This is a genomic window from Paraburkholderia fungorum (assembly GCF_046027215.1).
Classification (GTDB): Bacteria; Pseudomonadota; Gammaproteobacteria; order Burkholderiales; family Burkholderiaceae; genus Paraburkholderia; species Paraburkholderia fungorum_D.
In genome coordinates this window covers 2572132-2587345 of the sequence record NZ_JAQQEN010000002.1, presented here as the reverse complement: position 1 = coordinate 2587345, position 15214 = coordinate 2572132, and the positions used below count along the sequence as shown (strand labels likewise).

8 protein-coding genes are annotated in these 15214 nt (G+C 59.6%); 2 read left to right on the top strand and 6 right to left on the bottom strand.

From position 1 onward, the window contains the following. Nucleotides 1-19: 19 nt before the first annotated feature. From cpaB to PQR27_RS31900, 6 genes are all read right to left on the bottom strand, one after another. Entirely contained in the window at nt 20-1120 is a 1101-nt protein-coding gene (gene cpaB / locus PQR27_RS31925) for a Flp pilus assembly protein CpaB (protein ID WP_408527548.1), read from the bottom strand. 20 nt (nt 1121-1140) lie between these two features. After that, a complete protein-coding gene (locus PQR27_RS31920; RefSeq protein WP_408527547.1) occupies nt 1141-1365 on the bottom strand; it encodes a hypothetical protein in 225 nt (74 codons plus the stop codon). Nucleotide 1366: 1 nt separating this feature from the next. Further along, nucleotides 1367-1984, bottom strand: a complete 618-nt coding sequence (locus PQR27_RS31915; protein WP_408527546.1) for a hypothetical protein — start codon at nt 1982-1984, stop codon at nt 1367-1369. Nucleotides 1985-2076: 92 nt separating this feature from the next. Further along, nucleotides 2077-2964, bottom strand: a complete 888-nt coding sequence (locus PQR27_RS31910; RefSeq protein ID WP_408527545.1) for a hypothetical protein — start codon at nt 2962-2964, stop codon at nt 2077-2079. Further along, nucleotides 2961-4490 (bottom strand): pilus assembly protein TadG-related protein, encoded by a 1530-nt coding sequence (locus tag PQR27_RS31905; protein ID WP_408527544.1) that lies wholly within the window; start codon nt 4488-4490, stop codon nt 2961-2963. Before PQR27_RS31905 ends, PQR27_RS31910 begins: the two co-directional genes overlap by 4 nt. A 25-nt stretch (nt 4491-4515) precedes the next feature. Then, on the bottom strand, nt 4516-4794 hold the full coding sequence (locus tag PQR27_RS31900) for a Flp family type IVb pilin (protein ID WP_408527543.1): 279 nt from the start codon (nt 4792-4794) through the stop codon (nt 4516-4518). A 737-nt stretch (nt 4795-5531) separates the two neighbouring features. Here PQR27_RS31900 and PQR27_RS31895 point away from each other — a divergent pair. Continuing rightward, entirely contained in the window at nt 5532-13763 is an 8232-nt protein-coding gene (locus PQR27_RS31895; protein WP_408527542.1) for a YadA-like family protein, read from the top strand. A gap of 95 nt (nt 13764-13858) precedes the next feature. After that, a complete protein-coding gene (locus PQR27_RS31890; protein ID WP_408527541.1) occupies nt 13859-14968 on the top strand; it encodes an OmpA family protein in 1110 nt (369 codons plus the stop codon). Nucleotides 14969-15214 lie beyond the last annotated feature (246 nt).

Sequence of the window (15214 nt, the reverse complement as noted above, 5' to 3'; positions counted from 1 at the left end):
GAAACCTGTGCTCTGTACTTTAGTTCTGCTTGGACGCGCTGGGTGCAACGGCTTTCTGCAGTTGTTGGGCGATCGCGTTGGCCTGCTCGTAGACACTCGGCCGACGGACAGCCGTGTCCGAAGGTGCGCTCGACGTGGGCCGCACCGCGTTGGCAGGGGCGGGTGCGGCAGCGGGCGGCGTGTCTTGTCCACCGGACGATGCGCCTTGTGGAGTCAGCACGGTGCTGTTCGCGCCACCGCCGGCGATCACTTCGACCGTGGCAGCTGACGCTGAAGCCGTAGTCTTTTTACGACCCACGTCCATAAACACGTCGCTCTCTTTGACAAGCACGGGGACATCCACACCGTGGTCATCGGCGTTGCGCAGAATAATGCGCAGTCCGCCGATCTTCTGTGCAAGGGCGATGCGCGGAGCGTCGTCGGCCGGCACCTGCAGCGTCACTGTCGTGTAACCCATGCCATCCTGCCTGCTCATCGCGCTACTGTTGGCGTTCGCCTGATCATGTTCCATGGCCTCTCCGGCGTCACGCGGGCGCATGTCCTGCCCAGTGGCAAGAACCAGCACGTTCTGCATGATGAGTTGTGCCATCTTCGTTTCGTCGGAGGAGTGATCCAGGCTAAAGGTCTTGCCAACCCAATACACGTCGACGCGATTACCTGGACGGACCATCAATGCGGTCGAGTTGACCGTGTCGATTTCAACCGTCACCGCACGCTGCCCGGCCGGCAGAATGTCGGAAAAGTCGCGTCCGCGTAGCGCATCGATATCGCCTGCGCGCAGCGGCAAGCCGCGACGCACCGCTTTGACCAGACGCGAAGAGCGGTACTGCGGGAAACTGTCGGCGCGGATCATGTCGTCGTAGACGAGATCGGGAGCGATTTCGCGCGAGACGAAATCGCTGCTCGACAGAGGCGTGCCGACCGGCACATCCTGCGCGGGCACGACGACCTCGATGCCCGAGCTCACGCGGCGGGCAGCCATGTCGGCCTTGAGCTTGTTCTCACGGTCGGTTAGATATTTGTAGAGAAGGAAAGTCAGGCCACCTGCGATCAAAACGGCAAGGATAAGCAGTACCCAGGAATTTCCAAGAAGCGAGCGAAGATTGATTTTTTTAAGCATGACATATTGATCCTTGCGGATCAGGGCAGCGAGAGAGTAAAGCTGTAAGCACTAAAAAGCGATTTGAAGGCGAGAACCAATGAGACGCCGGACATTCTGGGGTCGAACGAAATTGCCCACACCATCGCGGCGATGACACCGGTGATCACCAGATATTCGGCATAAGCCTGACCGTGTTGCCCGTTACGACGGGCCGCAGAAGATCCGCAGTGCCGCAAACGTTTCATTTGACCGGCTTGTTTCATCTCAACGACTCCTTGTTGCATTAACCACCGCTACGGTTTTTCCGCCGCGATCCGAAAAACTCGCATCTACGCTATCCCTGCCGCGCTGCATGACGAATGCTGTCCCTTGGGATGATTGCGCAGCGCCAGACTGATAGTCAGGTTGACGACCGATGCTTGACCATCCCTGCGCGGCAAGCCGGTTTCGGTATCGCAGCGCGTTCCAGCGCGCTTCACCGGGCATTTCGATTAACCAGGTGCGCCCGGCTTGACCAGGGTCGCGGCTTTCGACATCCGAGACCGTCTTACCGCCTTCTGGCAACGGCACGGCGGAGTCCGGCACCTGACGGCGTACCTCGTCGCTGCCGAGTTTGATTACGCTCAAGAGTCCACGGGTACGGTCGCTTTCCGGTTGAACCGGGATGCTGAGTACGTAGAGGCATTGATCGTCCAAGGCACTGAGCAGCAGTCCAGACGGTTCGCGTTGGCTTTTGGTCCGTACGCCTTCGCCAGTCCAGAATTCGCGGAATTGCTGGGAGACGTCGCTCGGCGTTCCATTGAACTGCACGCCGACCACCGAGGTGGGCACACCGTTCACGATCATGTCGCGCCCGATCGCCTGAACACTTTGCGGCTGCACGGGCTGTTTGTTGCAGACGGTGCCTGCGAACGCCGCGCCAGAGAGCAGTGCACTGGCGAGCCAGCCGCCGCGCGCAAGAAAATGAGCGAATCTCATGGACTTAAACGGTTTGGAGGTACGACATCTTGTCGAATCCGGCCAAACTGAAGCGACGAGATCTCGGGCGCGTACTTTTGCAAGCCCAAATATCCGTAGGGCTGGACCAGCACAACATTGGCAGCCGGCACCGCTGCGCTAAACACGGCCTTGGCGCTGTTCGTGCCGTCCGGCACCCAGGTGTTAGTCATCAGCACGTTCGTGTCCGTAAATGTCAGGCCGCTAAAGGCAGGTAAATCGCCGTCTCTAGGCCACAACCGCTTGAGCACACCACTGTCCTGGGCGATCGAGATGCTGAGGGTGCCGGATTGCAGCGTTCGCGTCGGCAAGCTTAGTTGTGCCGTGTACTGACCACCGGTACCCGTCTGCACCGACCCAAATGGCGTAACGGCGGCAGTCGTCCGACTGCTCGAAGGGTCGTTGCTCGCGCTAGTGGTGACAAGGATGTCGCTTGCTGAGCGGAGCAGTGGTTTGCCGCCGTAGTCGGCCCACATCGCCGGCTGGGCAGCGGGCAACTGGCTTTGCGTCCGATCGTTACCGGAAAGCGGCGCGTTGTTGCCAACCATGAATCGCTGTAGGACTTCGTGGCGGATGTCGGCGTCGGGTTTGCTGACGGCTAGCGCAGCGCTGCCGTAAGTGCCGGACCAGCCTTCAGTGGTAGCGGGATTGCTGCCAAAATTCTTCGTGGGATCGTTGTCCGTCCATACGGTACGTTCCCAGGCGACGTAACGCGAACCCATTAGTGTCCGGTTGCGGACGTCGTTGAACTTGCCAAGCATCACGATGCCGAGCAGCAACACGCTCATCACCAGCGTCATGGAAACCAGGAATTCCACCATCGCCTGACCGGACTGCGCGGACTTTCTTGTGTCGGTTAGTTTCATTGCTTTTTGGCCTGAAGTGCTGCCGACATCTGGCTTGCCTGAGCGGCGGCGCGTTCGCTGTCGCTGACCGGTGCGAGCGCGGCTTGCCAGTACGGGCTGAACAGGCTCGGGTATTCGGTTTTGTGATCGGCGCGTGCCCACTCGTTGGCGTGCAGCAAGCGGCCAGCGATTGAGTTGCCAAGGGACGTCTCATCAGGACGCACGAAGTAGGCGTTGGCACTCGACAGCGCGCGCATTGCGCCGCTGGCAGTGTTGTCGTTGACCGCCATCCGTCCACCGCCTCGCAGCCCCAAGGTTTTCACCAAGGTGTCGCTGTTGCGCGTCACTTCGATTGTGATGCGCGGCGCCCGGCTGGCACGTGGAGCACCACTCGTTTCCTGATAGGGCAGCAAGCCGCCGTTAGCCGCGTCTAGCGACGGGCCGGGACCGATTCTGAACTGCTCCGCCATGGCGTCTGGCACCTGCCATCCCGGGGTCGAGCTTCCCTGATAGCCGAAATTGAAGTAGCCGCCGTAGCCGGCCCAGTCTTGCCAGGCAGCGAATGGCGGGTTTGTCATGTAGTTGTTGATATTGCCGTTGGCACTTCCGCCGAAGCCTGCTTCGGCCTCGAGCGGTCCAATACAGGAGATATTGACGTGTGCTGTACTTGCATCGATGGACTCCCAGCCCTTTTTGTCGTTGCGTAGCTGGGTGCCGCCGTCGTGCGTGACATTGATCGTGAAGGTGCTGTTTGCACCGCATATTTTGTCGGCTGAGTCGTTCAATTGCTGGAAGCTCGGCGCGACACTGCGAACGGAGTCGCGATTCTTGACGAAGCCGTCAAGGGTGTTGCCGTCGGTAGCCACGTCGGCAAAATCATCGGGGCCAAGGCGGCCGGCAGGCGTGACGGTGGCCGTATAGGAGGACCACGCCGCCAGTTGCACTGCGTTGCGTTGACTTGTGAAGTATCCGGCCGTGACGCGCGTATCGGGCTGGTTCTGCTGCGCGATCGCGTCTGCTGTGTCCGGTACGGCGCTGAAGGTCGCTGCGTGATAGTTGGCCTGCGCAACGCTCAGCGCCCGGTTAAGAGAACCAATGCCGGCGGCTACAGTCGGCAACAATGCGTCCAGCGCGGCGCGCACGGGTGCGATGTCATTTTTGCCGACACGTTTCGGAGCATTCCATCTATCCGGATGATCCGCGATCCCATTGACGATGTCATCGAGTTGTGACGTGCTGTAGGTCGAATCAAGTTCGTCAATCCAGGATTTCAGTGCGACTATCTGTGCCGCAGTGACCTGATTGGCGACCATCGCCCGGTTCGTATAGGCGGAGAAATTGTAGTCGCGCGCCTGCAGCACGGCAGCGCTATACGCAGCTGCGTCGGCGGTGTTCTGGAGTTTGATCTTGGCGCTCGTCATCTGGAACGAGTTGAACGCCACGTAGAGGCCGATACTGCCGACCAGAAGGAACATAAGTGCAGGGACCAGCGCCTGCCCGCTAGCGCCGGCGACCCTGGCCCTGCCCTTGCGGGCAGAGCGTTTCATGATGGATATCGCTAATCTGAGAAGATTAGTTGGCGTTGTTGCTGTCGTTATACTTACCCATGTTCTTCGTCTTGTTGGCGTTCGTAGTTGCCGTGTTCGCGTTGGTTTGCGCAGTTGTGATGTTGCTCTGGGCGTTCTGACCGGACATTTCCACTGCAAGACCGGCCGTCTGGTTACGCAGGGTCTGGCCGAACAACGAGTACACACCGATTGCCGAGACGGCGATCAAGGCGACGATGATGATGTACTCCGTCATGCCTTGACCGAGTTGCTTGTTCTTGCGGCGAATTTGAGAAAGTTTCATGATCTCTATTTCAAAAAGTTAATGCAAAAGATTGAATGTTGCCTAGACACGGCTTTGCAAGCTTAGTTGTCTTGAACAGAAACAGAAATAAACAATTCACTGCCCAAAACGCACGAGCAACAGTGCCGGGACGAAGTATAGGAGTGGGCGTGGTTTTGCAGGGGTGAGAAATTTCTGAACCTTTGCGTTGTAGTTCGCTATATCGCGCTGTCCATCAAGTGACAGGGATTCGTACCATAAGCCGTGAGGGAAAGCGCTTTGGTTCGCTGATCGACTGGACGATCTGTGCGCGACGGAGCGTGCTGTCTGGCTATGCCTATGTGCGTGGGAGGGGGCGAGTTGGGGCTATGCCGCGGGACTCAGGCCAAGACAGATCATCCTTATTTAGTTAGTTTTCCTACGCAATGTATCTGACAAATCGATTCTGTTGCAACTGTGCCGAGGCAATGACGTATAACCGGAAACTGGAATTTTCAGTCGCAGATGACTCAATGCGGATTCAGACAGGGCGCGGCGATTCAGTTCGCTGTGAATTATCTCGCGATCATTCGGAAAATTCCTGTGCGCTTTTCGCACTTCCTGATTTTTAGGGATAGAGCCGGCGGTTAGATTTACGACGCGTGAAAATTATTTGGCTCGAGCCATTAAGGTGCCCGGCCAGTTTTTTGCGGGGAGCGTGTGCGCACGACTTCTCAAATCGAACTGCAAACGGGGCTTGCCCTCTATTTAGGTGCTTTATGAATAAGTCGTATATCAGCGTCTGGAATGACGCATCCCGAACGTGGGTGGCTGCGCCCGAAACTGCCCGGGCGCACTGCGGTACAGGAACTGGGTCTTCCCGTACGATCTCATCCGGCAGGGTTGGGGCAGACCGTCCGGCAAGCCCGTTGAAGGCTGCGTTTATGCCAATCGCCATGGCGATTGGCGCGGCCATGTTACCGGGTATGGCAGTTGCAGCGGACTCAGACTTGAACGAAGGCTTCGGCAGTCTTCAGCTGTGCCAAGGGTCGATTGACACAACAGCGACTTCCTATGGGGTATTGGGTCAGGCACCAGTGCTTTGCAACGTGCAGAATATGTCGTTCTCGTTGAATAATGCGGGAGACGCGCACGGCGGACTGGGCTTCGGCAGCGATGTCCACGTAAGTGGCTTCAGCGATGGCCGCCTTGAACTGGCTGGCGCCGCCGGCATCTCGATGGTCAATACCGTCAGCATGACAGGCAATAAAATCACCAGCTTGGCCGATGGTGCTTTGTCTACGACGAGCGCGGACGCGGTGAACGGCTCGCAGCTCTATAACCGTACGCGATATTTCACTGCAAGCTCTGCATCGAGCGACCCGTCGAGCGATGCGCGAGCAACCGGATCCAACTCGGTCGCTTCCGGCCCATACTCGCTGGCTACGGGAGGCAATTCTAGTGCGTACGGCGCCCACTCGTCCGCGTTGGTATCCAACTCAGTGGCACTTGGTGCGAACTCGGTTGCAAGCCGTAACGATAGCGTGTCGGTTGGCTATCTGACGTCGGATGGCAAGGGGCAGTACACCAGGCAGATTACCAATGTAACGGCAGGGGCGGCGGGTACCGATGCTGTCAACGTCAACCAGCTGAATGCGGCAATTGCAAGCGTCGGCGGCGGCGGCGGTGGCGGCAATGTGCCCAATGCCGTGACGTACAACGATTCCGGAATGGGGCTGATCACGCTGAAGGGCTCGGCTGGCACGAAGATCACCAATCTCATCGCTGGTGACATCTCTTCGGCTTGGAGCACAGATGCGGTAAACGGCTCGCAGCTGTATCAGACGAACCAGAACGTAACGAACGTGACCGGCAATGTGACTAACCTCACGAACGTCGTCAACAATATCGTCAACAACGGTGTCGCGGCCTCACCACTCGTGGTCACGTACGACTCATCGGCTCGCAATGTCCTGACGCTCGGCGGTGCGGGCAACCCAGCGGTCAAGCTGAAAAACGTAGCACCTGGCGATATCTCGGGACTCTCGAGTACTGACGCGGTCAATGGTGGCCAGTTGTACGCGACGAATTTGGCGTTGGCCGGCCAGGCCAGTTCTGTGACGAACATATTCAACAACGGCATCAAGTATTTCCGAACCAATTCGTCACTGACCACTGCGTTGGCAGACGGTAAGGAGTCTGTTGCGATCGGCGGCGCTGCCAGCGCGACCGCAGACAACGCGGTGGCGCTGGGTTCGAACTCGCTGGCCGACCGTGACAATTCGGTCTCAGTGGGAGCATTAGGTTCGGAGCGTCAGATCGTCAACCTGGCTGCGGGTACGAAAGACACTGACGCGGTAAACCTGCGTCAGATGAATACGGCGCTTGCCAACATCTCGGGCGGCGGTTCGCCTGACGCGGTCATCTATGACTCGTCGCTGCACAACAAGCTGACGCTTGGCGGTGCTGGCACTGGCACGGGTACGCCTCCGGCGGTGACGTTGACGAACCTTGCTAACGGCGCGGTCACCTCGACCAGCACGGACGCGGTGAACGGTTCGCAGCTGTACAAGACGGCAAACAGTGTCGCGGCAGCACTGGGTGGCGGTACCAGCGTGAGCCCGACGGGTACTGTCACGGCGCCTACCTACGCGCTCGGCAATACTGGCACGTTCAACGATGTCGGCTCCGCGCTCAGTGGAATCAATAGCGCCATCGACGGGATCAGCGGCAACGTCACCAATACCACCAAGTACATTAAGGTGGTCTCGGCATCGAATGCGGCGATCGCGTCTGGCAGCGAGGCCGTGGCGATTGGCGGCGGGTCGTATGCAAGCAAGGCGAGCGCGTTGGCATTCGGTTCGGGCGCACGTGCTATCAATGCTGGTTCTGTCGCGCTTGGCGCAAACTCGGTGACCACCGAAGACAACACGATTTCGGTCGGCTCGGAAGACGGTGAGCGTCGCATCATGAACGTGGCCGATGGTAAGCTTGCTACCGACGCCGCAACGGTCGGTCAACTGGACAAGGTGCAGGCGCAACTTGCGCAGCAGTCGAGTGGCGTGAGATCGATGCTGCTGGGCTCCACACCGGTGACCAGCTTTATCGCTGTGAGCACGAACACCACGCCAGGTGCGACGACAACTACGGATAACGCCCTCGATGCCATGGCGATTGGTCCTGGCGCGACGGGCATGGGCATCGGCTCGGTAGCTATCGGTGCTAGTGCGGGCACCTCTCTCGATGGCTCGACGGCTGTCGGCTCGGGTGCGGCTGCTCTGGCCTTGAACACCACAGTGATTGGCGCAAGTGCAACGACCACCAACAATGCCAACAATGCGGTAGCAATTGGTTATAAGGCGAAAGCCCAGAATACCGACACATTGGCGATCGGATCGTCGGCGCTAGCGAATGGCGTAAGCTCCATTGCGCTCGGCAGCAAAGCCGGCGTGGCACCTTTGGCGACAAATTCGATGGCTCTGGGTGCGGGCGCGAGTGCTACCCATGCTAGTTCAGTTGCACTTGGTGCAGGTTCGGCAACAGATCGCCCCAATTCGATTTCGGTGGGCAACAGCTCCGCGCAACGTCAGATCACCAGCGTTGCAGCTGGTACGGGAGCCACCGACGCTGTGAACGTCAGCCAGTTGACTGGCTTGACGTCTGCACTTGGCGGCGGCGCAGGCGTGAACGGCGCTGATGGCTCGATCACGAAGCCGTCCTATGCGATCGGTGGCAAGACATACAACGACGTAGGCTCGGCTATCGCAGCGGCTGCAACTGGAGCCGGCGGTTCGGCCAATTCGGTCCAGTACGACGCAACCGACCACAAAAAGGTGACGCTGGGCGGCACGGGTACTTCGGCACCAGCGGTGACGCTGTCAAACGTGGCAGGAGGCGTGGCCAACAACGATGCAGTGAACGTGGCGCAGCTGAAGGCGATGGGTGGGAACGTCGACAGCAGCGGTAACGTGACGAACGCATTCGTTGCATATGACGACACGTCGAAGAACACGATCGCGCTGAAGGGCGTGAGCGGCTCGACGAAGATCTCGAAGCTTACGGCTGGCGAGCTGTCGTTGACCAGCACGGAAGCGGTCAACGGTACGCAGCTGTACCAGACGAACCAGAACGTGGCGAACGTCGCCGGTGGCGTGTCGAATATCACGAACATCGTGAACAACATCACCAATGGTAACGCCGGTGTCAAGTACTTCCACGTGAACTCAACGGGGGCCGATTCGTCGGCGACGGGTTCGGATTCGATAGCAATCGGTACCGAGGCAGCGGCCACGAATGGGCAAGGCATTGCGGTGGGTTACAAAGCCAATGCGACCGGACAGTACTCCGTTGCTCTCGGCGCGAGTTCGGTTGCCGATCGTGACGGCACGGTGTCTGTCGGTTCAAGCGCTTACCAACGCAAGGTCGTCAACATGGCGGCCGGTACGGCGGCCACTGATGCGGTGAACGTCACCCAATTGAAGGGCGTGACGAATATTATCGGTGGCGGCGCAGGCGTGAACGCCGACGGCACGATCAAGAATCCGGCCTTCACGGTGGGCGGTCAGACTTATACGGATGTTGGCTCGGCTATCGCAGCGGCTGCAACTGGAGCCGGCGGTTCGGCCAATTCGGTCCAGTACGACGCAACCGACCACAAAAAGGTGACGCTGGGCGGCACAGGTACTTCGGCACCGGCGGTGACGCTGTCAAACGTGGCAGGAGGCGTTGCCAACAACGATGCAGTGAACGTGGCGCAGCTGAAGGCGATGGGTGGGAACGTCGACAGCAGCGGTAACGTGACGAACGCATTCGTTGCATATGACGACACGTCGAAGAACACGATCGCGCTGAAGGGTGCGAGCGGCTCGACGAAGATCTCGAAGCTTACGGCTGGCGAGTTGTCGTTGACCAGCACGGAAGCGGTCAACGGTACGCAGCTGTACCAGACGAACCAGAACGTGGCGAACGTCGCCGGTGGCGTGTCGAATATCACGAACATCGTGAACAACATCACCAATGGTAACGCCGGCGTCAAGTACTTCCACGTCAATTCGACGCTCGCCGATTCGTCGGCAACGGGTACGGACGCAGTGGCTATCGGCGGCAACGCCAAGGCGACGGGTACTAACTCGGTAGCGCTGGGTGCGAACTCGATGGCCACCCGCCCCAACTCGGTCGATGTGGGTTCGCGCCTGATCACTGACCTGGCGGCAGGCACGCAATCCACGGACGCGGTGAACTTGGGCCAGCTGCAGGCAATGGGCGCAAACGTCGACAGCAGCGGCAGCATGACGAACGCTTTTGTCGCGTATGACGACACGACGAAGAACACGATCAAGCTGAAGGGTGCAAGCGGCTCGACGAAAATCTTGGGCCTGACGGCTGGCGAGTTGTCGTTGACCAGCACGGAAGCGGTCAATGGTACGCAGCTGTTCCAGACGAACCAGAACGTGGCGAACGTCAGCAATACGGTGAACAACATCACCAATGGCGGCGGCATCAAGTATTTCCACGCCAATTCGACGCTGGCTGATTCTTCGGCAACGGGTACGAATGCTGTGGCTATTGGCGGCAACGCTAACGCGAGCGCGAACAACTCGGTGGCGCTGGGTGCTAAGTCGACGACGACGGCTAATCTGAACGGTGCGGCTTACCTGTCGGCAAGCGGTACGCTGTCTGGTACGACGCCGGTAGGCGAAGTGTCGGTGGGTTCGGTTGGCAACGAGCGCCGCTTGACGAACGTGGCGGCTGGTTCTGCAGCAACTGACGCAGTGAACGTGAGCCAGTTGCAAGCGGCCGTGACCTCGGCTTCCAGCACGGCCTCGGCTAACTCGGTGCAGTATGACTCGTCGTCCCACCTCAAGATAACGCTGGGCGGCACCGGCACGGGTACGCCTCCAGCGGTGACGTTGACGAACCTTGCTAACGGCGCGGTCGCCTCGACTAGCAGTGACGCCGTGAATGGTTCGCAACTGTACAGCACGGCAAACAGCGTGGCGGCCGCACTGGGCGGCGGTTCAAGCGTGAGCCCGACTGGCACGGTCACGAATCCGAGCTACAAGCTTAGCAACGGGACGTACGCCGATGTAGGCGCAGCCCTTGTGGGCATTGATGGTGCCGTCAGCTCGATCAATAACAACATCACCCAAACCACGAAGTACATCAAGGTGGTGTCGGCATCGAATGCGGCGATCGCGTCTGGCAGCGAGGCCGTGGCGATCGGTGGCGGGTCGTACGCAAGCAAGGCGGGTGCGTTGGCATTCGGTTCGGGCGCACGTGCCATCAACGCGGGCTCAGTGGCGCTCGGTGTGAATTCGGTGACCACCGAAGACAACACGATTTCGGTCGGCTGGGAAGACGGTGAACGTCGCATCATGAACGTGGCCGATGGTAAGCTTGCTACCGACGCCGCAACGGTCGGTCAACTGGATAAGTTGCAGGCGCAGCTTGCGCAGCAGTCGAGCGGCGTGAGATCGATGCTGCTGGGCTCCACACCGGTGACCAGCTTTATCGCTGTGAGCCCGAATACCACGGCTGGTGCATCGACAACTACGGATGAATCCGTGGATGCCATGGCGATTGGTCCTGGCGCGACGGGCATGGGCATCGGCTCGGTAGCTATCGGTGCTAGTGCGGGCACCTCTCTCGATGGTTCGACGGCTGTCGGCTCGGGTGCGGCTGCTCTGGCCTTGAACACCACAGTGATTGGCGCAGATGCGACGACCAATAACACAGCCACCAATGCGGTAGCAATCGGTTATTCGGCTAAAGCCCAGAATGCCGACACATTGGCAATCGGGTCGTCGACGAAGGCGAATGCCGCAAGCTCTATTGCGCTCGGTAGCAAAGCCACCGTGACGAGTGCGGCGACAAATTCGATGGCGCTGGGTGCAGGTGCCACCGCTACCAACATTGGTTCCGTGGCGCTTGGTGCGGGTTCCGTTACCGATCGCGACAACTCGATCTCGGTGGGCAGCAGTTCCGCCCAACGTCAGATCGTCAACGTTGCAGCGGGTACAGCAGCCACCGATGCAGTGAACGTCAAGCAGCTGAATGACGCTATCGCTTCGTCGGGTGGTTCGGGTGGTGGTACGCCTAACGCGGTTGCCTACGACACGTCTTTGCGCACCAAGGTGACGCTCGGCGGTTCGAGCGCATCTCCGGCGGTCGCGCTGACGAACGTGGCGGCAGGCCAGATCACGTCGAGCAGCACGGACGCGGTCAACGGCACGCAGCTTTACAACACGGTGAACAGCGTTGCAGCTGCGCTGGGCGGTGGTTCCAGCGTGAGTTCGACTGGCACGGTCACGAAGCCGGCCTACGTGCTGGACAGCAATACGTACAGCGACGTGGGCGCAGCACTCGCGGCAGTTGATGCAAAGGCTGGCAGCGGTTCGACACTCGGCGTGACGTATGACGACTCGCTGAAGAGCAAGATCACGCTGGGCGGCACTACCGCGACGCCGCCGGTGACGGTGGCGAACGTTGCGGACGGCAAGGCGAACAACGATGCGGTGAACGTGCAGCAGTTGAAGGCGATGGGCGCGAACATCGACAGCAGCGGCAATGTGACGGGTGCATTCGTTGCTTATGACGATGCATTGAAGGCCAAAGTCACGTTTGGCGGCACGGGCCATGATCCGGTCACGCTGACCAACATAGCGGCAGGCCAGGTCACGACGAACAGCAAGGACGCGATCAACGGTTCGCAGCTGTACGGTACGGCGAACAGCGTGGCAACAGCACTTGGTGGCAACGCGAAGGTGGGTTCGGACGGCAAGGTGTCGACGCCGACCTACTCGGTGAGCGGCAACACGTACAACGGCGTTGGCGCAGCATTGGCCGCGTTGGACGCGAAGTCGACGACCGGTTCGCCGGACGGTGTGGTGTACGACACGTCGGTGCACGACAAGCTGACGCTTGGCAACAATGGCACGCCGGTGACGGTGGCAAACGTGGCCGACGCCAAGGCTGACGACCAGGCAGTGAACCTCAAGCAATTGAAGGACGCTGGTTTGAACGTCGACACTTCGGGCAACGTGACGAACGCGTTCGTCGCCTACGACAACGCCAGCAAGAACACGGTTACCTTCGGCAACGTCGGTACGCCGGTTCAGTTGAAGAACGTTGCTGACGCTACGGATGCGCTGGACGCTGTCAACTTCGGCCAAATGAAGTCGTATGTTGCTGACCATGCCGGTAGCGGTGGCGGCACGGCGAACGGCGTGGCCTACGATGACGCAACCAGGAGCAAGGTAACGCTCGGCGGTGTGGATTCAACGACGCCGGTGGTGCTGACGAACATTGCAGCGGGTGCGAATGCGACCGATGCGGTCAACTACTCGCAGTTCTCGAGCCTCCAAAGCCAGGTAAATAACCTTGCTGGCGGCGGTGCGGGTGACACGACCTACATCAACATCAATACCCCGGCCTCCGGTGGTACGGCTGCGGTGTCGTCGGGTACAGATGCGATCGCGATCGGTAACGGTGCGGTTGCATCGGGCGAGGCAGCAATTGCAATCGGCAAGGACACGAAGACCCCGGGTAACCACTCGGTCGCGCTCGGCGACAATTCGTCGGCTACGGCAAACAATGCTGTCGCACTGGGTTCGAACTCGGTGGCTGATCGTGACAACACGGTGTCGGTGGGTACTGCCGGTAACGAGCGCACGATTACCAACGTCGCAGCCGGTACGCAGGCGACCGACGCGGTCAACCTTGGTCAGTTGAATAACGCGATGGGTGGCATGCAGCAGTCGATCAACAACGTTGATCGTAGTGCAGCCAAGGGTATTGCATCGGCATCGGCGCTGAACATCGTCACGCCGTACCTGCCAGGCCGTACCACGCTGAACGCGGGTGTTGCCAACTACCGTGGTTACCAGGCTATTGGTCTGGGCGTGTCCCGCTGGAACGAGAAGGGCACGATCAACTACAACCTTGGCGTGTCCACTTCGGGCGGCAATAGCACCATCGTTCGCGCTGGTATCGGCATCGTCCTCGGCAACTAAGCAATGGCCGCAAGGCCTTGAGTAGAAGCTCAAGACGTTAGCTGTCTGGGTCGCACGGGAAGCTTCCGTGCGACCCTCTTTCCATGAGAACAGACATGAAGTATTCGTTAATTGCCATCGCGCTTGCCGCGATGCTCGCAGGATGTTCGTCATCCGCGACGCGCGATCGGCTGCAAATTCAGGACCCTACGGTTCTGCAAACAGGGTTCAGCGCAACTCAGAACCAGCCATCCGGCGCGGTTACGCCGCAGTGGATCGGAACCTATAGCAGTACCAAGAACGGTCCCATGCTGAATGCGGTGCAGACACGCCTGAACGCCCTAGGTGAGCGTAAGAACAACTATTTTGGTGATAAGGCGCAATGCTGGCTAAATGCCGCACGCGATGAACGCTCCCTCCACGACGGCTGGGGCTTTATCGAGGAGGCACTGCATCAGGCGAACGGATTGACCACGGCGCTTGAAACCGGTCAGGGTCTGTCCGTCGATAATCCGGAATTGCGAACTGCCTCGGTAGTCCGGCCTGATCTGTGGAAACAGATTCTCGCTGCGAAGACTTCGCCGCTTTTCCCACAGTGCCAGGAGGCGCAGCGCCTGACCGCCTGCTCCGAGGTCGAATTGATTCGCGCCGGCCATGAAGCGTGGACACGCGATTTCGACGCGAGCCAGCGCATCGTTGATGGCGTGGAGAAGCGTGTGCCGGGCATTGGTGCGGCACTCGAGGCCTGCACGCCGCCGCCGGTCGCAGCGCCGATCGATTCGCCGATTCCGGAAAAGATGACGCTGTCGGGTGACGCGACGTTCAAATTCGACCGCAGCGATCTGGCGGGCATGCTGCCGGCCGACAGGACCAAGCTCGATAAACTGATTCGTGACCTGGGACAGGCCAACGACGTGACGGACATTCGAATTGAAGGCTATACGGATCGTCTCGGCAGCGACAGTTACAACCGTCAGTTGTCCGCGAAGCGTGCGGACACAGTCAAGCGTTACCTGCAGAATGGTGGCGTGCGTGTGCCAATGACGGCGCGCGGTCTCGGCAAGGACGACCCGGTGGTGCAGTGTAACAATCGTAACCAGCAGGCGTTGATTGACTGCCTTGCGCCGAATCGCCGCGTGGAGTTGGATTTCATGCGCAGTAACGCGCAGGCGCGAGCTATGCCGCATGCACAGCAGATGCAACAGCAGGACCCGCAGGGCCAGTAAGGCGGGTGTGACCGCTGGACCTCGCCAGTCCGGCGATCCTATTTAGCCGGTAGTACTGCAATACGTATCACGAGCGCGGACGGTGTTCGCGCTCGCTTTTCATCCGGCTCTCTGCATCCCGCCCACTTCGAGCGAATTCCAGTTCCGCAACACCGCCATCGCCTGATCCGCATCCATTACAGTGCGCATGGCCGTCGCACACTCCCCCGACCTTCGTATCAACCCGGATACGCAAACATGCCGTTC

Bases quoted from the DNA above. Each gene is read 5' to 3' on its own strand.
- PQR27_RS31905 (WP_408527544.1), bottom strand. From the start codon at position 4,490: ATGAAACGCTCTGCCCGCAAGGGCAGGGCCAGGGTCGCCGGCGCTAGC.
- PQR27_RS31910 (WP_408527545.1), bottom strand. From the start codon at position 2,964: ATGAAACTAACCGACACAAGAAAGTCCGCGCAGTCCGGTCAGGCGATG.
- cpaB (WP_408527548.1), bottom strand. From the start codon at position 1,120: ATGCTTAAAAAAATCAATCTTCGCTCGCTTCTTGGAAATTCCTGGGTA.
- PQR27_RS31900 (WP_408527543.1), bottom strand. From the start codon at position 4,794: ATGAAACTTTCTCAAATTCGCCGCAAGAACAAGCAACTCGGTCAAGGC.
- PQR27_RS31920 (WP_408527547.1), bottom strand. From the start codon at position 1,365: ATGAAACAAGCCGGTCAAATGAAACGTTTGCGGCACTGCGGATCTTCT.
- PQR27_RS31895 (WP_408527542.1), top strand. From the start codon at position 5,532: ATGAATAAGTCGTATATCAGCGTCTGGAATGACGCATCCCGAACGTGG.
- PQR27_RS31890 (WP_408527541.1), top strand. From the start codon at position 13,859: ATGAAGTATTCGTTAATTGCCATCGCGCTTGCCGCGATGCTCGCAGGA.